This is a genomic window from Burkholderia sp. AU4i, assembly GCF_000466765.1.
In the GTDB taxonomy this organism is placed as follows: domain Bacteria; phylum Pseudomonadota; class Gammaproteobacteria; order Burkholderiales; family Burkholderiaceae; genus Burkholderia; species Burkholderia cepacia.
Window position 1 is genome coordinate 83,986 of the sequence record NZ_ASSI01000012.1, and the last position, 16,897, is coordinate 100,882.

The following is a 16,897-nucleotide window of genomic DNA, read 5'->3' on the forward strand; positions in this document are numbered from 1 at the left end:
GCCATGCGGCCCCGTCAGCCTCGAACGCGTCAGGATCTCAACCCTGCTGGCGCAGGGCGCAACGACATCGATTACCCCGCACTCGCGGGTGTGGTGCCGGTCTAGAGCCACCGCTCTGAATTCCCGTTGCGCCGCCGCATAAAACGATCATCAGTCGTTGGAAGTGCACGAGAAAAATCGATTCGTACTCCAACTGAAAAATTCATCTCGACCCGAGAATATGACCGTCCAGCAAGGAATGCAGGGCGTTTGACGATGTCATTCCCCGCTCGCCGGCGACACGCTCGATCATCGCGGTTCGCGATCCGCATTCAAGCGACGAATGTGTGCATCGCAACAATCCATTTCATTCGCGGCAATCGTAACGGTAAGGTGAACGCACGTTCGAATTTGATCGAGCGATGCGAAACCACCCTGTGACGATGCCATGACAACGAACCGCGATCGACCTGCCAAAGTGTCAGCCCCGACTTCCGGTGTCACGCCGGCAGGCGGCAATGCGCGTGCGGCGGGCCCGCGCCTGCCGGCCAGGCTGGTGGGCCCGATCGTGCTCGGCACGCTGCTCAACGCGCTGAATTCGTCGATGATCGCGGTCGCGCTCGTCAGCATCCAGCAGGCGTTCAACCCGCACGGGCATGAACGCATCGACACCCTGTGGCTCGTGTCGGGCCTTTATCTCGCGACGGCCGTCGGCCAGCCGACGATGGGGCGGCTCGCCGACCGGTTCGGCGCGAAGCGGATCTTCTGCATCGGCCTCGCGATCGTATTGATCGCATCCGCGCTCGCGCCGTTCGCGCCGTCGCTCGGGTGGCTGATCGCGTCGCGCGTCGCGCTCGGCATCGGCACGTCGGCCGCGTATCCGGCCGGCATGGCGATGATCCGCACGTGGTCGCAGCGGCACGCGAACGGCGCGACGCCGACGGGCGGGCTCGGCGCGATCTCGGTGGCGGCACAGGTGGCCGTCGCGTTCGGGCCGCCGCTCGGCGGCGCGCTCGTGCAGTTTGCCGGCTGGCGCGCGATCTTCTGGATCAACGTGCCGATCGTGCTGCTCGCGTTCGTGCTGGCGTGGCTGTGGATTCCGGCCGACGTCGTACCGCGCGGCGCGCAGCAGCGCCGCACGCTGCGGGGCACGCTGAAGGAGCTGGACCTGCCGGGCGTCGTGCTGTTCGTCCTGACGCTCGCGAGCCTGCTGCTGTTCCTGCAATCGGTCACGCACGATCCGGACTGGCTGCTGCTCGTCGCGACGCTGGTGCTGTGCCCGGTGCTGGTCGGGCACGAGCGGCGGGCGGCGACGCCGCTGATCGACATCCGCATGCTCGGCGACAACCGTGCGCTCACGAGTACGTACCTGCGTTGCGTCGGCACCTACGCGGTGTTCTACGCGATCTTCTATGCGCTGCCGATGTGGCTGCAGGAGGCCAAGCACCTGTCCGCCGCCGACGCCGGCCTCGTGATGCTGCCGGTCGCCGGGATCGGCACCGTGGCGACGATGCTCGCGACCCGCCTCGCACACCGTCACGGCTCGCGGCCGGTGCTGATCATCGGCTCCGCGATGCTGTGCGTCGGCAGCGTCGTGATGAGCCTGCTCACCAGCGCGATGCCGGTCTGGTCGATCGTACTGCTATCGATCGTGTTCGGCGTGCCGAACGGCTTCAACAATCTCGGCAACCAGGCCGCGCTCTACCAGAGTGCGCCGCACGACCGGATCGGCACGGCCTCGGGGCTGTACCGCACTGCGCAGTATGTCGGCGGCAGCCTGTCGTTTGCGCTCGTCGGGCTGGCGCTCGGCCATCCGGCGAGCGATCGCGGCCTGCGCGAGCTGGCCATCGTCCTGGCGGTCATCAGCGTGCTGCTGCTGCTCAACGCAGCGTCGAGCCGGCACCTGGATACCGCCGCTTCTTCCATCCCCCAACAGAAGTGAGGTTTTGACATGTCCACTCCGACGCTCAATCGCACGGTCGCCCTGGTCGCCATCGACCTGCAGAACGGCATCGTGTCGCTGCCGGTCGTGCCCTACAGCGGCGCGCAGGTCGTGGCGAAGACGGTCGAGCTCGCGACCGCGTTCCGCGCGTTGAAGCTCCCCGTGATCTACGTGCACACGAGCTACCAGCCGGACGGCGGCGTCGCGCTGAAGGTCAGGACGGATGCGCCGTCGGCGCCGCCGAATCTCGACCCCGAATGGAGCGCGTTCGCACCGGCGCTCGGCGTCGGGCCGTCCGACATCGTCGTGACGAAGCACCAGTGGGGCGCGTTCACCGGCACCGACCTCGACGTGCAGCTGCGTCGTCGCGGCATCACGGACATCGTGCTGACCGGGATCGCAACCAACATCGGCGTCGAATCGACGGCGCGCCAGGCATACGAGAACAACTACAACGTCGTCGTCGTCAACGACGCGGTCAGCACGTCGTCCGCCGACGCGCAGACCTTCGCGCTGACGCAGATCTTCCCGAAGCTCGGGCAGGTCGCCGCGACGGCCGACGTGGAGGCGGCACTGAAGCAGGCGTATTCGCGCTGAACGAAGCGGCGTGTTCGGCGTGCACCATTCAAACAGAGTCATTTACCGAGGCATGACGATGATCAAGACCGATGCATGGGTTCTCTACGCAGGACCGGAACCGAGCAGGAAGCAGGCGCCCGTGGCGGGCGAACTGCGTCGCGAGACCTTCGAATTCTCCGATCTGGAAGCCGACGAGGTGCTGGTCGAGCCGCTGTACGGATCGTGGGAGGCGAACCTCGACCACGCGCTGTCGCGCAATCCGGTCGACATCTGCCGGCAGCGCCGCGAGGACAAGATCGTGCTTGGCAACGGTGCGCTGGTGCGCATCGTCGAGCGCGGCAGCGGCGTGAAGACGCTGAAGGAAGGCGAGATCTGCATGGTGATGCCGTTCGGCAAGCGCGACGAATACGGGTTCGCCGAGCTCGTCTACGCATACGACGCGCCGGGCACGATCGGCGTGATGGCGCAGCGGACCAAGATGCGCGCCGACAACCTCGTGGCGGTGCCGACGGACAGCCGGCATTCGCTGCTGCAATGGGCGACGTACGGCCGCTACTTCACCGCGTGGGACAACTGGAAGGTGGCGTCGACGTGCTGGCGCTCGCAGCTGCCGGACGTCGATCCGGCCGACTACCTGGTGTTCGGCTGGGGCGGCGGCACGACGCTCGCCGAACTGCAGCTCGCGAAGCGCGAGGGTTTTCGCGTCGCGATGACGGCGAGCAACGACCGGCGCCTCGAGGAGCTCGCGAAGCTCGGCATCACGCCGGTCGATCGCCGCAAGTTCCCGAACCTCGCGTATGACGACGAACGCTACAAGACCGATCCGGAGTACCAGGCGAGCTATCGCGAGTCGGAGCGCGTGTTCGCGGAGACGATCGCGGAGCTGAGCGGCGGCCGCGGCGTCGCGATCTTCCTCGACAACCTCGGCGGCGCACTGTATCGCGCGACGATGCGCGTGGTCGGCCGCACGGGTATCGTTACGACGGTCGGCTGGAAGACCGGGATGCGCCTGTGGAACCTGCGCGCGACGGAATGCATCAACCGCCGCCTGCACATCCACACGCACGCGTGGCGCTACGACGACAGCATCACGATCCGCGATTTCCAGGAAACGAGCGGCTGGATCGGCGAGGAGCCGACCGAGATCTTCGATTTCGACGAGGTGCCGAAGCTCGCGTCCGACTACCTGAACGGGAAGATCCAGACGTATTTCCCGATCTACCGGATCAACGCCGTCTGAGCGGCAGGTCGCGCGCCGCGCCCGCATCGCTGCAAGACGATTAGTCATGCAGATGATGTCGGTGTGCGGCGCGCCGTGCAATCCATCTGACTGGAGAACGGCATGGCCACTGTGGAAATGGGGGGCGTCGACACCGGTGCGGCGTCGGACGCGTCCAAACCGGCGCCGCTCGACGGCATTCGCGTGATCGACGCCGCGACGTTGTTCGCCGGGCCGCTCGCGGCGACGATGCTGGCGGACTACGGCGCCGACGTGATCAAGGTCGAGCATCCGGACGGCGATCCGGCGCGCAAGTACGGCGCGCGTCGCGACGACGTGCCGTTGTGGTGGAAGGTGCTCGCGCGCAACAAGCGGGCCGTCACGCTGAATCTCGGCACGGCCGACGGCCAGCGGATCTTCCGCGAAATGGCGGCGCAGGCGGACGTGGTCGTCGAGAATTTCCGGCCCGGTACGCTCGAACGCTGGGGGCTCGGTTACGACGTGCTGTCCGCGATCAACCCGCGGCTCGTGCTCGTGCGGGTGACGGGCTTCGGGCAGTTCGGCCCGTATGCGAGCCGCCCCGGCTTCGGGACGCTGGCCGAGGCGATGAGCGGGCTCGCGTCGGTCACCGGCGAGGCCGACGGGCCGCCGCTGCTGCCGTCGTTCCCGCTCGCGGACACCGTCGCGGGGCTGAACGCCGCGTTCGCGATCATGACGGCGCTGAAGGCGCGCGAGCACACCGGGCGCGGCCAAGTCGTCGATCTCGCGATCATCGAGACGATGCTCGCCGCGATGGGCGCGCAGGTCGCGAGCTACGACCAGACGGGCCGGGTGCCCGAGCGCACCGGCAATCGTTCGCCGAACAATTCGCCGCGCGGGGTGTACCGCACGTCGGACGGCAAGTGGGTCGCGCTGTCGACGTCGGCGCACAGCATCGCGGAGCGCGTGATGCGCCTCGTCGGCCGTGCGGACCTGATCGACGAACCCTGGTTCGCGAACGGCGCCGAGCGCGCGAAGCATGCGGACGAACTGGATGCGGCGGTCGGCGGCTGGATCGGGCAGCGCTCGCGCGACGACGTGATCGCCGAGTTCGAGCGCGCGCAGGCGGCGGTCGCACCGATCTACGACGTCGCCGACGTGCTCCGCGATCCGCAGTACGCGGCGCTCGGCTCGGTCGTGTCGGTGCCCGATGCGGAGCTCGGCGCGTTCCGCACGCACAACGTGCCGTTCCGGCTGTCCGACACGCCCGGCGCGATCCGCTGGGGCGGGCCGGCGCGCGGCACGCACAACGATGAAGTATTCGGCGCATTGGGGCTGGAGCGGCACGAGATCGCCGATTTGACCGAACGGGGCATTGTATGAAAACCAGCGCAACCTACCGCAGTTATCTCTACGTGCCCGCGCACAAGGCGCAGGTGGTGGACAAGGCGTATGCAAGCGAGGCCGATGCCATCGTGCTCGACCTCGAGGATGCCGTGCCGGCCAGCCACAAGGCCGAAGCACGCGAGGCGGCCGCCGCGATTCTCGCGGAAGGCCCGCCGAAGCCGACCTACGTGCGGATCAACCCGATCGGCAGCCCGTGGTGTCGCGACGACGTCGACGCGATCGCGCAGCCGGCGCTGCAGGCGCTGCGGCTGCCGAAATGCGACCTGCCGCAGCATATCCAGGAAGTGGCGGGCTGGCTCGACGCGCTCGGCAGCGAGGCGGGCATCCAGATCCTGATCGAGTCGGCGTACGGTGTCGAGACGGCTTACCAGCTTGCGACCGCGTCGCCGCGGCTCGAACGGATCGGGCTCGGCGAGAGCGACCTGCGCGCGGACCTGCAGATCGGCGTCGACAACTTCACGCTCGAGGTGTGCCGCGCGCGCTGCGTCGTGGTGTCTCGCGCGGCGGGGCTCGCCGGGCCGATCCAGACCGTCTATCACACGCTGCCCGATCTCGACGGGCTGAGGGAATCGACGTTGCGCGCCAAGTCGATGGGGTTCCTCGGCCGCTTCGCGATTCATCCGTCGCAGCTCGCGGTGATCAACGAGGTGTTCACGCCGTCGGAAGACGAGATCCGCGCGGCCGAGCGGGTGCTCGAGGCAGTCGATGCGGCAGCGGGCAAGGCCTCGGCGTCGTCGGTCTTCGTGCTGCCGGACGGCCGCGTGGTCGCGCCGCCGCTGATCGCCAACGCGCGCGTGACGCTCGCGCTCGCGAACAATCTTCGACTCAGTGGAGCACTGGCATGAGCACGCCCGAGACGCTTTCCGCTCCGGCGGCCGCCGCCGATCCGGTGGCACCGGCCCGGCCCGCGCCGCCCGACGGCATCGTCGGCGCGCTCGGCCGCTTCGCGGCGGAGGTGCGCGCCGGAGGGCTGGAATACCGGCTGCGCGTCGAGGCCGCCGCGCGCGTGCTCGACGTGGTCGGCAACAGTCTGATCGCGCACGACGAACCGGTCGTGCAGTCGGTGCTGCAGGTTGCACGGCGCTGGGCGGGCACCGGCCCGGCGAGCGTGATCGGCGCGCCTGACCGGTTGCCGGCCGCGAGTGCCGCGCTCGTCAACGGCACGCTCGCGCATGCGATGGACTTCGACGATTCGCACATGCTGTCGGTGCTGCATCCGAGCGCGTCGGTGATTCCGGCCGCGCTCGCCGCCGCGCAGGCGAGCGGCGCGTCGGGCGCGGCGCTGCTCGATGCGATCACGGTCGGCACCGAGGTGTGCATCCGGCTGGGCGTCGCGGCCTACAACGAGCGGCTCGGCAATTCGGTGTTTTTCGAGCGCGGCCAGCACGCGACGTCGATCTGCGGCACGGTCGGCGCGGCGGCGGCCGCGGCGATGCTGCTCGGGCTCGACGCCGCGCAGATCGCGGCGGCGCTCGGCATTGCCGCGAGCATGGGCGCGGGCCTGCTCGAAGCGAACCGCACCGGCGGCTCGGTGAAGCGGATTCACTGCGGCTGGGCGGCGCATGCGGGCGTGAGCGCGGCGGAACTGGCGGGCGCGGGCGTCACCGCGCCGCCGACCGCGCTCGAAGGCCGCTTCGGCTTCTTCCACGCATGGTGCGGCGACCTCGCCGACGTCGACGCGGTGCTGCGCGACCTGGGCGACGAATGGGAGACGAGCCGGATCATCTTCAAGCCGTATCCGTGCAACCACTTCACGCATCCGGGCATCGACGCGGCGCTGCAACTGAAGGCGCAAGGCGTGACGGCGGACGACGTGGTGTCGGCCGAGCTGCGGGTCGCGACGTCGACGCTGCGTACGATCGGCGAGCCGGCCGAGTTGAAGGCGAATCCGCCGAACGGTTATGCGGCGGCGTTCTCGGGGCCGTACACGGTCGCGGCGGCGCTGCTCGGCGGCGGCGGGCTCGGCGTCTGGTTCGACGATTTCGACGATGCGCTCGCGCGGGACCCCGCACGGCGCGCTCTGGCCGCGAAGGTGCGTTGCGTGGCCGATCCATGGTGCGATGCGCGCTTTCCGCATTTCCTGCCGGCCGTGCTGCGCGTCGAGCTGCGCGACGGGCAAGTGCGCGAAGCGTGGATCGAGTCGAGCAAGGGCACGAATTCGCGGCCGCTGACCGAGCAGGAACTCACCGCGAAATTCGTGCTGGCGGCGAGTTCGGCGCTCGGCATGGAGCGCGCGCTCGCGCTGCGCGATGCGGTACGGTCGCTCGCCGACGATGCGCCGCTCGATGTGCTCGCGGCGCTGACGTCGGGCATTGAAGGAGGACACCGATCTTGAATGCACCCCGCTGGAAAAAGCGGCCGCCCGGCTCGAACTGGGGCGACTTCGGTCCCGACGATCAGAAGGGACGGCTGAACTGGCTGACGCCGGACAAGGTGCGGCAGGGCGCGGCCGAAGTGCGCGAAGGGCTGTCGTTCTCGCTGAGCCTGCCGCTCGACGTGCCGCGCGGCGGCGGGCTGAACGCGCGGCGGCGGCCGCCGGCGATCATGCCGGCGCTGCTCGGCGACAAGCCGTATTTCGGTTATCGCGCGGACGAACAGGTTGCGAACGCAACCGATGTGGTCTGCGACGATTCGTTCTGCATGCACTCGCAGTTCTCGACGCAATGGGACGGCCTGTCGCACGTGGGCGGCGTGTTCGACGCGGACGACGACGGCGTGCCTGAAATCGTGTTCTACAACGGTTTCCGGATGGGCGAGCATCTGCGGGTGCCGCAAGAGGGCGACGCGACGGGCGGCGCGCACGCGCTCGGCATCGAGGTGATGGCGCAAACGGGCGTGCAGGGGCGCGGCGTGCTGATCGACCTGCGGCGTCATTTCGGCGACGCGCGCACGAAGGTCGGCTTCGCGGAACTGATGCAGGTGATGGAAGCGGACCGGGTGCAGGTCGAGCGCGGCGACATCGTCTGCATTCACACCGGCTTTGCGGATCTGCTGCTGAACGACGACGGCGGATCGCCGGCGACGGTCGCGAGCGCGTGCGTGCTGGACAGCAGCGATGCGCGGCTGCTGCAATGGATCGACGAATCGGGGCTGGCCGCGCTCGTGGCCGACAACCATGCGATCGAGGAACGTCCGCAACATGCGCAGCCGCTCGCGCAACCGGGCGCGCTGATGCCGCTTCACGAACTGTGCCTGTTCAAGCTCGGCATTCACCTCGGCGAGCTGTGGCACCTGACGCCGCTCGCGAACTGGCTGCATGCACACGGCCGGAACCGGTTTCTGCTGACCGCGCCGCCGCTGCATATCCGCGGCCTGGTCGGCGCACCGGCGAATCCGGTCGCGACCGTTTGAGCTTGCGGGCGGCCGCCGGGGCGGCGTTCGCCCGCATTTTTTTGCAATGCGACCTTTTTTCAAAAATCGCGAATCAAATGACCGATTGGTACGGTATCCGGAAGAATCGACGCGAAACGGACCAACTAATTTAAAAAATTAACCAATACCGCTCGATACCTAAAAATATAGATACGTCAAGATTGGACTATTCTTGTGCATTGCACTAAATATCAGGGGATTGCTCCGATTGCGGAATTTTGCAATCGCAATCGGAGGCGGTGTTTAACCTGTTTAGTGGATGGTCGCAAACATGAATCTACGTTCGATCGATCTGAACCTGCTGGTCATACTCGATGCGCTATTGACGGAGAAACAGGTCACCCGGGCCGGCCAGAAGGTCGGCCTCACGCAGCCGGCCGTCAGCAACGCGCTGGCGCGGCTGCGGTTCCTGTTCAAGGACGAGATCCTGGCGCGCACCGCGGTCGGCATGGAGTTGACGCCGCGCGCACAGGCGCTGGCGATGCCGATTCGACAGATCATGCAACAAATCGAGGAATTATTTGAATCGGATTATCAATTCAATCCTTTTACGTCCGAGCGCCATTTCACGTTGCGCATGTCGGATCTCACCGAATTGCTTTTGCTGCCGGCTTTGCTGCGCTGCATGCGCTTGACCAGCCCGAATATCGGCATGGACGTCGTGCACATGAGTGCCGCCAAGACCGCCGACGCACTCGAATCCGGGCTGCTCGACCTGGCGATCAGTGCCGGCCTCGAACATTCGGGCACGCTGTCGTCGCAAATCGTGTTTCATGACCGGATGGTCTGCGTGATGAGCCGCAGCCATCCGGAAGCGGGCATGCCGCTGACGCTCGAACGGTTCCTCGCGCTCGACTTCCTCAACGTGACGATCAATCCGGTCGACCACAGCCTGGTCGACAACCTGCTTGCGAACATGAACTGCACGCGGCGCATCGCGCTCAACGTGCCGCACTGGCTCGTCGTGCCGAACATGCTGGATGCGCTGCCGTATGCGGTGATCATGTCGGAGCGGCATGCGCTGAGCCTCGACGACGCGCGGCTCGTGATCCGCGACCTGCCGCTCGCGATGGAGCCCGTCGCGTGGTCGCTGTACTGGCACCGGCGCTACGACGGCAGCAACGCGCACGCGTGGTTGCGCAGCCGCATCGTCGAGGTCGCGGAAGCGCTCGAACGGCACGGCGTCGCGGCGGAAGCTTAGGGTTCATTCACGTCGGTCAGCCGACGACGAGCAGCGGCGGCAGCGTCGCGATGTCGGGCTGCTCGTCGAGCCGCCACAGGTAATCGAGCGCCGCGCGGATCTGCGCCGGGCCCCAGTGCCGCCGGCAGTTCTTCGTGAACTTCGCATCGTAGTCGTCGCGCCGCATCGGCCGCGTCGGCGAGCCGGGCAGGTCGTCCACCTGCTTCGTGCAGGTCGACCCGTCTTCGCACACGGCCGTCACCCGGTTCGGCGCGTGCGCGGGACAGCGGGCGGTCAGCGCCGGGTCCTCGCGCACCGTGATCCGCTCGATCAACGCGCGCAGCGCCGGATCGTGCAGCGCGTCGGGCCGGTAGCTCTCGGTCGTGATGTCGCCGTCGAGCATCGCGCGCGCGACGATGTACGGCAGGCTGTGATCGGCGGTCTCGTGCGTCGACGGCGCCCATTTTTCGCGGTCGCGGCCGGCCGTCACATAACCGACTTCGGTCGTGTCGATCTCGATGCGCCGGATGCGGCGCAGGTCGCCGACCTGCGCGGCGACGTCGAGCGCGGCAGGAATCGCGGTTTGCGTGAGCCCTTGCGCGGGATAGAACTTCACGAAGCACTTGCCGATCCGGAACGCGCCGCCGCGCCCGCCGAATTCGCGCGTGTCGACGGCGAACGGCCCGGACACCTGCGGAAAGAATCCCGCCATGCCTTCGAAGATCGGCGCGGGGCCGGTCAGCCCGGCGCGCGCGAGCTGCGTCGAGAACACCGCGTTGCGTGCCGCGTCCGCATCGGCGAGCGCCTTCCAGTTCGACAATTCCTGGACGCGCGTCTGGTTCAGCGCGAGATGGCTGTTGATCGACAGGTTCACCGCCTGCACCAGCTGCGGCGCGGGCATGCGCATCAGCTTGCCCGCGGCGAGCGCGACGGCGGGCAGGCTGTAGCACGTGTGATCCCAGCCGCGCGGGCTGATCGCGGCGGCGTCCATCAGCCGGCACGCGATCTCGTAGGCGATCGCGATCGACAGGATCAGGTCGCGGCCGTTTGCGTGCTGCGCTTCGGCGACCGCGAGGCACGCGGACATGTTGTCGCTCGGATGGCCGGTCTCCTTGCCGGCGTACGCGTCGTTGAAGTCGTAGTAGCGCAGTGCGGTGCCGGTCGCGAACGCGGCGAGATCGGGGCTCGTGCGCTGGTTCGTGCCGACGATCGTCGACACGCCGCCCGGCGACGCGAGCGCCGCGTCGCGCGCGATGCGTACCGGGCGTTCGTCGTGCGCGGCGATCGCGCAGCCGAGCGCGTCGATCAGGTGCGCCTTGATCGTCTCGATCGTCGCGGCGTCCAGGTCGCGATACTGCAGCCCGGCCGCGTAGTCGGCGAGCTGCTGCGCGAGATCGGGGCCGGGGGTGGCGCCGGCGACCGGCAGCACGCCCGCGCGGGCGTGGGCGAACGGCAGCGCGAGCGCCGCGCCGGTCAGCGTGGAAAGGAAGTGGCGGCGGTTCATTGTGCGAAGACTCCGAAGGTTCCTGAAACTGGGGAGAGGCGAGGTCAGAACAGCTTGCGCAGGCCGAGTGCCAGGCCCGCGCTGCTGGCGCGGTCGCCGGCCAGCGTGTAGTGGAGGAAGTTGTAGTTGTAGTTGTCGAAATCGAGCGCGGCGCGGCGCGCGTAGCCGCCCGCCAGGTACAGCGTGACGGCTTTCGACAGGAAGTAGTTCAGCTGCAGCGTGACCTGCTGCGGGTTGGCCGGGTGCGGCGTGGGTGTCTGCGCGTTCAGCGCATTCTGCGCACGGATGTCCTCGTAATAGAACGCGCCGACCGCCTGCAGGTAAGGGGTGATCGCGTAGCGCACGCCGGCCCACCAGAACGTGTAGCGCGTCACGACCGACGGCGCGGCGACGCCGCTCTGGCCGTGGGTGACGCCGGCCAGCAGCTGCGCACGTCCGATGGACGCGATCGCGGCGGCGGCATAGCGGCGGAAATGCGCGAAGCCGCCCGGCTGCGGGGTGTTGACGTTGTCGAACGCGGCGGCGAGCGAGAATGCGCCGCCGGCATAGTCGAAGCCGGCGCCATAAGCGGCGTTCGACTGGAACGCGCCGGGTATGCCGCCGAACGAATAGTGCGTTTCGAGCGTCAGCGGGCCGATCTTCGCCAGATACTTGGCGACGTTGTTCTCGCGGAAGTTGACGCCGACGATCGCGCCGGCCGGCTCGTACAGCGTCGAGTACGCGCCCGTCGGCGAATAGCGCTCCATGACGTCGAACAGCGTCGTGTACTGGTGGCCGAGCCGCAGCGCCCCCCAGCGCTCGTGCTGCAGCCCGACCCATGCGGAGCGGTCGAAGCCGCCCGCGCCGGTGCCGGTACCGTTGTTCAGGTTGATGCCGCTTTCGAGCCGGAACGCGGCCTGCCAGCCGCCGCCGAGGTCCTCGACACCCTTCAGGCCCCAGCGCGAGCCGCTCTTGCCGCCCGACACCATCCGCACGAGCGATGCCGACGACTTGTCGCCGGGCGCGGCCTGATGGGTGAGGAATTCCGTATAGATGTCGGCCACGCCATACAGCGTGATCGTGCTCTGCGCGCAGGCGCCGGCCGATACGAGGCCCAGTCCGCACAGTGCGGACATCCGCTTGCCCATGGTTTGTCTCCTTCCAGGGTTTGTTTTTTGTTTGAGTTCGGCGCCGCGCCGGTCGAGCGGTGCGGCGGTACTGCGGGGCGACGCTATCCGGGCCGGGTGGCGAACAGACGGCATCGTGACGGGACGCGTGCGCGCACCGCGCGACACGCGCATGGACGCGCAGCGATGAAGGGCGGTGCCCGCATTACCGGGGCACGCCGTCGGCGCGTGCCTGTACCGCCGCGTGACGCGCGAGCACGCGCTTCGCGCGGGCGACGCCGGGCGCGTCGACCATCCGGCCGTCGACGCGCAGCGCGCCGCGCCCGTTCGCGCGTGCGTCGTCGTAGGCGGCCAGCACCGCGTGTGCGTCGCGCACCGCGGCGTCGTCGGGCCGGAACGCACGGTTGAGCGCGCCGACCTGCAGCGGGTGGATGCAGGTCGCGCCCGCATAACCGAGCTCCGCGGACGCGCGCGCGATGCGCTCGAACGCGTCGAGATCGCGCAGTTCGTCGAGGCCGCCGATGAGGCCGAGCGGCAGGATGCCGGCGGCGCGCGCGGCGATGATCAGCAACTGTTTCGGCACGCGCAGCACATCGGCGCTCGCGCCGCTTTCGCAGTTCAGCGCGAAGTCGCCGCCGCCCAGCATCATCGCGACGACGCGCGGCGACGCCTGCGCGATCCGGTCCATTGCCTGGAACGCGCGCGGCGTTTCGACGATCGCGACGATCCGCGTGCGGCCGGGCAGCGCGCCGGCTTCTTCTTCGAGCGCGGCCAGCAGTTCGTCGATCGCCTCGATGTGCGAGCCGCCGCGCACCTTCGGCAGCACGACGCCGTCCACGCCGGCCCGGACGGCCGCGCGCAGGTCGGGCACGAGCTGGTCGAGCGGGCCGTTGGCGCGTACCAGCAGGTCGCGGCCCGGCGCGCGCAGTACCGGCACCGCGTCGGCCAGCCCGTCGCGGGCGGCTGCCTTGCATGCGGGCGGGACGCTGTCCTCGAGATCGAGGATCAGCGCATCGGCGTCGCTCGCGGCGGCCGATGCGACGAAACGGGGGACGTGCGCGGGGACGTACAGCAGCGAGCGCCAGACGGGTTGTGACGATGAATTCATCTACGGTCTCATAAAATGAAAGTCACTTTCATTTTTGTGGTGGATGACCGCATTCGTCAAGATTATCGTTAACGCCTAGTATCAAGGAACATTGCAGGATGATGACCGAACGAAGCTGTGCGGATTCATGTTGATGTCATCGACGATCTGCGTATAATGAAAGTGACTTTCATTTTTAGATGCCGGCCGCCGTAACGTGGCACCGACCTGACACGAACGGCCCGGCATCGCACGAGGTGGACATGAACAAGGTGGAGACAAGCAGTCCGGCAGAGGGCGGCGTGGCCGCGGTCAACCGCGCGCTGACCGCGCTGCTGGCGTTCGGCAACGCGCCAGGCGGGCTGATGCTCGCGCAGGTGAGCGAGGAGACGGGGCTCAACATGAGCACGCTGTTGCGGATGTTCGAGTCGCTCGAGCAGTTCCGCTTCATCAAGCGCCTGCCGGACGGGCGCTATGTGCTGGGGCCCGCCGTGTTCCAGCTCGGGATGATGTATCGCGAGTCGTTCCAGCTGCGCGAGTACGTGATGCCGATCCTGTCGAGGCTGTCGGCGGAAACCGGCGAAACGGCCGCGTTCTACGTGCGTGAAAGCGACCAGCGCGTGTGCCTGTTCCGCATCCAGGCGCAGCGCTCGGTGCGCACGCACCTGCGCGAGGGCGACCGCTTCCCGCTCGACGTCGGCGCGGCCGGGCGTGTGCTGCTTGCGTTCAGCGGCACGCGCGGCGGCGACTACGAGAAGACGGCCGAGCAGGGCTACGCGGTGTCGATCGCCGAGCGCGATCCGGAAAGCGCGGCGATCGCGTGCCCGGCATTCGGCGTCGGCCGCGTGCTCAGCGGCGCGATCTCGCTCGGCGTGCCGCGTTACCGCTTCAACAAGAAGGTGCTGGCCGACTACCTGCCGCGCGTGCAGGCGGCCGCCGCCGAGCTGACGCATGCGCTCGGCGGCGATCTGCCCGCTGCCGGCGCGGCATTTCGCGCGGCCGACCAGCTCGGCGCGCTGCTCGAGTAGCGCCGCGCGCGGCTGAGCGCGCCTCGAAGGCCGCCTCGAAGTCCGCCTCGAAGTCCGCCTTGCAGTCCGTCTCGCACGACGCATACACCAACCAGGAGACAAGCATGTTCGTTACCGACCCGCAGGCCGCTCACGCGGCCGGCGCGCACCGTCGCGCGTCCACCGGCCCGATTCATCCGAAACCGTTCGACGCCGGCGCGCAGGGGCCGCTCGCGGGTGTGCGCGTCGTCGACCTGTCGCGCCTGATGGCCGGCAACATGCTGAGCGTGCAGCTCGCCGATTTCGGCGCGGACGTCGTGAAGGTCGAGAGCGAGCGCGGCGATACGCTGCGCGCGGTCGGGGCGGGCGGGATCAGCACGAACTGGAAGGTATACGGGCGCAACAAGCGCAGCGTGTGCGTCGACCTGCGCGCGCCCGAGGGCATCGACATCGTCCGCCGGCTGGTGCGCGACGCGGACGTGTTCGTCGAAAGCTTCAAGCCCGGCGTCGCCGAGAAGATGGGGCTCGGCCCGGACGACCTGCTCGCGATCCGTCCCGAGCTGGTGATCGCGCGGATCTCCGGCTGGGGGCAGACCGGGCCGTACCGTCACAAGCCGGGCTTCGGCACGCTCGCGGAAGGCTATGCGGGGTTCGCGGCGATCAACGGCTTCGCCGATCGCGAGCCGGTGCTGCCGCCGATGTTCCTCGGCGACATGACGGCCGGGCTGTCCGGCGCGATCGCCGTGCTGGTCGCGCTGCATGCGCGCGCCGCGCACGGCGCGGCGGGGCAGGTGATCGACGTGTCGCTGTTCGAGCCGCTGCTGTCGATCCTCGGCCCGGTCGCCGCGAACTACGTGATGACCGGCAAGATCAAGGAACGCACCGGCAGCCGCTCGTCGAACACCGCGCCGCGCAACGCGTATCGGGCCCGCGACGGCAAGTGGCTGTGCCTGTCGAGCTCGACGCAGGCGATGGCAGAGCGGCTGTTCCGCGCGATCGGCCGCGCGGAGCTGATCGACGATCCGCGCTACGCGACCAACGTGCAGCGCGTGCAGCACGCGGAGGCGCTCGATGCGATCGTCGGCGAATTCATCGCCGCACGCGATCTCGCTGACAATCTCGCGTTCTTCGAAGAAGCGGGCGTGACGGTCGGGCCGATCCAGGATATCGCGCAGATCGTTCAGGATCACTACGTGATCGAGCGCGAGGCGCTCGTCGAGCTGCCGGACGACGACGTCGGCAGCCTGCCGATGCACAACATCACGCCGCGCCTGTCGGCCACGCCCGGCACGTTTCGCCGGCCCGCGCCCGCGCTCGGCGAGAACAATCGCGAGATCCTGCTGCCGCTGCTCGGCGAACGCGAATACGAGCGGCTCGCGGGGCTGGGCGTGATCCGCACGCGGTAGGCGCGACGTGCGACGTGCGATGCGGCCGCGAAGGACGGCCGCCGCACCCTGGACATTGCATGGAGGAGACACCATGGAACCACGCTGGACCCATCGGCCGCCCGGCTCGAACTGGGGAGATTTCGGCCCGGACGATCAGAAAGGGCGCCTGAACTGGCTGACCGCCGACGCGGTGCTGCGCGGCGTCGCGGAGGTGCGCGCAGGCCGCGTGTTTTCGCTGAGCCTGCCGCTTGACGTGCCGCGCGGCGGCGGGTTGAACGCACGGCGCCGGCCGCCGGCGATCATGCCGGCGCTGCTGGGCGACAAGCCGTATTTCGGCTATCGGGCGGATGAACAGGTTGCGAACGCAACCGATGTGGTCTGCGACGATTCGTTCTGCATGCATTCGCAGTTCTCGACGCAGTGGGATGCGCTGTCGCACGTCGGCTCGCTGTTCGATCCGGCGGGTGACGGCGAGCGGGCCCGCGTGTTCTACAACGGCTACCGGATGGACGAGCACATCCAGGTGCCTGAAGCGGGTGCGCCGCGCGGCGGCGCGCGTGCGCTCGGCATCGAGGTGATGGCGCAGACGGGCGTGCAGGGGCGCGGCGTGCTCGTCGACCTGCGGCGCCACTTCGGCGACGAGCGGCGCAAGATCGGCTACGCGGAGTGGATGGCGGTGCTGCGCGCGGACGACGTGATCGTCGAGCGCGGCGACATCGTGTGCGTGCATACGGGCTTCGCCGATCGCCTGCTCGATGCCGACGCGCGCGGCGAACCCACCGCGCCGGACATGTGCTGCGTGCTCGACGGCAACGACGCGCGCCTGCTCGAATGGATCGACGCGTCGGGGCTCGCCGCGCTCGCGGCGGACAACCACGCGGTCGAGGAGCGTCCGCGCGATGCGCGGGCGCGCGAGCGGCCCGGCGCGCTGATGCCGCTGCACGAGCTGTGCCTGTTCAAGCTCGGCATTCACCTCGGCGAGCTATGGCACCTGACGCCGCTCGCCGACTGGCTGCACGCGCACCGGCGCAACCGCTTCCTGCTGACCGCGCCGCCGCTGCACCTGCGCGGGCTCGTCGGGTCGCCGGTCAATCCGGTCGCCACCGTATGAACGCCGGCGCCGCGCGCATGCCGCGCCGGCGCCGGGT

The 16,897-nt window shown here is 68.6% G+C and carries 14 protein-coding genes; 11 read left to right on the forward strand and 3 right to left on the reverse strand.

Features of this window, described 5'->3' with window-relative positions; genetic code table 11:
- The first annotated feature begins 427 nt into the window (after positions 1-427).
- The 8 genes from L810_RS01585 (at position 428) to L810_RS01620 (ending at position 9,678) form a co-directional block, all read left to right on the forward strand.
- The gene (locus L810_RS01585) at positions 428-1,921 is read left to right on the forward strand and encodes an MFS transporter (RefSeq protein ID WP_021156596.1); all 1,494 of its coding nucleotides are present in this window, start codon (positions 428-430) and stop codon (positions 1,919-1,921) included.
- Between the two features lie 9 nt (positions 1,922-1,930).
- Positions 1,931-2,518, forward strand: a complete 588-nt coding sequence (locus tag L810_RS01590) for a hydrolase (RefSeq protein WP_021156597.1) — start codon at positions 1,931-1,933, stop codon at positions 2,516-2,518.
- A gap of 58 nt (positions 2,519-2,576) precedes the next feature.
- A complete protein-coding gene (locus tag L810_RS01595) occupies positions 2,577-3,740 on the forward strand; it encodes a quinone oxidoreductase family protein (protein WP_027792762.1) in 1,164 nt (387 codons plus the stop codon).
- Positions 3,741-3,842: 102 nt separating this feature from the next.
- Complete coding sequence (locus L810_RS01600) at positions 3,843-5,081, forward strand: CaiB/BaiF CoA transferase family protein (RefSeq protein ID WP_021156599.1); 1,239 nt, start codon at positions 3,843-3,845, stop codon at positions 5,079-5,081.
- Positions 5,078-5,950, forward strand: coding sequence for an HpcH/HpaI aldolase/citrate lyase family protein (locus tag L810_RS01605; RefSeq protein ID WP_021156600.1), 873 nt, complete (start codon positions 5,078-5,080; stop codon positions 5,948-5,950). The genes L810_RS01600 and L810_RS01605 overlap by 4 nt, the downstream gene beginning before the upstream one ends.
- Positions 5,947-7,440, forward strand: a complete 1,494-nt coding sequence (locus L810_RS01610; RefSeq protein ID WP_021156601.1) for an MmgE/PrpD family protein — start codon at positions 5,947-5,949, stop codon at positions 7,438-7,440. The genes L810_RS01605 and L810_RS01610 overlap by 4 nt, the downstream gene beginning before the upstream one ends.
- Complete coding sequence (locus tag L810_RS01615; protein WP_021156602.1) at positions 7,437-8,456, forward strand: cyclase family protein; 1,020 nt, start codon at positions 7,437-7,439, stop codon at positions 8,454-8,456. The genes L810_RS01610 and L810_RS01615 overlap by 4 nt, the downstream gene beginning before the upstream one ends.
- A 292-nt stretch (positions 8,457-8,748) precedes the next feature.
- Complete coding sequence (locus L810_RS01620; protein WP_021156603.1) at positions 8,749-9,678, forward strand: LysR family transcriptional regulator; 930 nt, start codon at positions 8,749-8,751, stop codon at positions 9,676-9,678.
- Positions 9,679-9,694: 16 nt separating this feature from the next.
- On the opposite strand, the gene L810_RS01625 is transcribed toward L810_RS01620, so the two are convergent.
- The 3 genes from L810_RS01625 to L810_RS01635 form a co-directional block, all read right to left on the reverse strand.
- Positions 9,695-11,161, reverse strand: coding sequence for an MmgE/PrpD family protein (locus L810_RS01625; protein WP_021156604.1), 1,467 nt, complete (start codon positions 11,159-11,161; stop codon positions 9,695-9,697).
- Between the two features lie 44 nt (positions 11,162-11,205).
- On the reverse strand, positions 11,206-12,288 hold the full coding sequence (locus L810_RS01630) for a porin (RefSeq protein WP_042972796.1): 1,083 nt from the start codon (positions 12,286-12,288) through the stop codon (positions 11,206-11,208).
- A gap of 184 nt (positions 12,289-12,472) precedes the next feature.
- Positions 12,473-13,375 (reverse strand): HpcH/HpaI aldolase/citrate lyase family protein, encoded by a 903-nt coding sequence (locus L810_RS01635; RefSeq protein ID WP_021156606.1) that lies wholly within the window; start codon positions 13,373-13,375, stop codon positions 12,473-12,475.
- A 242-nt stretch (positions 13,376-13,617) separates the two neighbouring features.
- Here L810_RS01635 and L810_RS01640 point away from each other — a divergent pair, with 242 nt between their 5' ends.
- The 3 genes from L810_RS01640 (at position 13,618) to L810_RS01650 (ending at position 16,860) form a co-directional block, all read left to right on the forward strand.
- On the forward strand, positions 13,618-14,382 hold the full coding sequence (locus L810_RS01640) for an IclR family transcriptional regulator (protein ID WP_021156607.1): 765 nt from the start codon (positions 13,618-13,620) through the stop codon (positions 14,380-14,382).
- A 104-nt stretch (positions 14,383-14,486) separates the two neighbouring features.
- A complete protein-coding gene (locus L810_RS01645) occupies positions 14,487-15,767 on the forward strand; it encodes a CaiB/BaiF CoA transferase family protein (protein WP_021156608.1) in 1,281 nt (426 codons plus the stop codon).
- A 73-nt stretch (positions 15,768-15,840) separates the two neighbouring features.
- Entirely contained in the window at positions 15,841-16,860 is a 1,020-nt protein-coding gene (locus L810_RS01650; RefSeq protein ID WP_021156609.1) for a cyclase family protein, read from the forward strand.
- The last annotated feature ends 37 nt before the right edge of the window (positions 16,861-16,897 follow it).

Excerpts from the sequence above, each read along its gene's own strand:
- L810_RS01585 (WP_021156596.1), top strand. The coding sequence starts at position 428 with ATGACAACGAACCGCGATCGACCTGCCAAAGTGTCAGCCCCGACTTCC.
- L810_RS01590 (WP_021156597.1), top strand. The coding sequence starts at position 1,931 with ATGTCCACTCCGACGCTCAATCGCACGGTCGCCCTGGTCGCCATCGAC.
- L810_RS01595 (WP_027792762.1), top strand. The coding sequence starts at position 2,577 with ATGATCAAGACCGATGCATGGGTTCTCTACGCAGGACCGGAACCGAGC.
- L810_RS01600 (WP_021156599.1), top strand. The coding sequence starts at position 3,843 with ATGGCCACTGTGGAAATGGGGGGCGTCGACACCGGTGCGGCGTCGGAC.
- L810_RS01605 (WP_021156600.1), top strand. The coding sequence starts at position 5,078 with ATGAAAACCAGCGCAACCTACCGCAGTTATCTCTACGTGCCCGCGCAC.
- L810_RS01610 (WP_021156601.1), top strand. The coding sequence starts at position 5,947 with ATGAGCACGCCCGAGACGCTTTCCGCTCCGGCGGCCGCCGCCGATCCG.
- L810_RS01620 (WP_021156603.1), top strand. The coding sequence starts at position 8,749 with ATGAATCTACGTTCGATCGATCTGAACCTGCTGGTCATACTCGATGCG.
- L810_RS01625 (WP_021156604.1), bottom strand. The coding sequence starts at position 11,161 with ATGAACCGCCGCCACTTCCTTTCCACGCTGACCGGCGCGGCGCTCGCG.
- L810_RS01630 (WP_042972796.1), bottom strand. The coding sequence starts at position 12,288 with ATGGGCAAGCGGATGTCCGCACTGTGCGGACTGGGCCTCGTATCGGCC.
- L810_RS01635 (WP_021156606.1), bottom strand. The coding sequence starts at position 13,375 with ATGAATTCATCGTCACAACCCGTCTGGCGCTCGCTGCTGTACGTCCCC.
- L810_RS01640 (WP_021156607.1), top strand. The coding sequence starts at position 13,618 with ATGAACAAGGTGGAGACAAGCAGTCCGGCAGAGGGCGGCGTGGCCGCG.
- L810_RS01645 (WP_021156608.1), top strand. The coding sequence starts at position 14,487 with ATGTTCGTTACCGACCCGCAGGCCGCTCACGCGGCCGGCGCGCACCGT.
- L810_RS01650 (WP_021156609.1), top strand. The coding sequence starts at position 15,841 with ATGGAACCACGCTGGACCCATCGGCCGCCCGGCTCGAACTGGGGAGAT.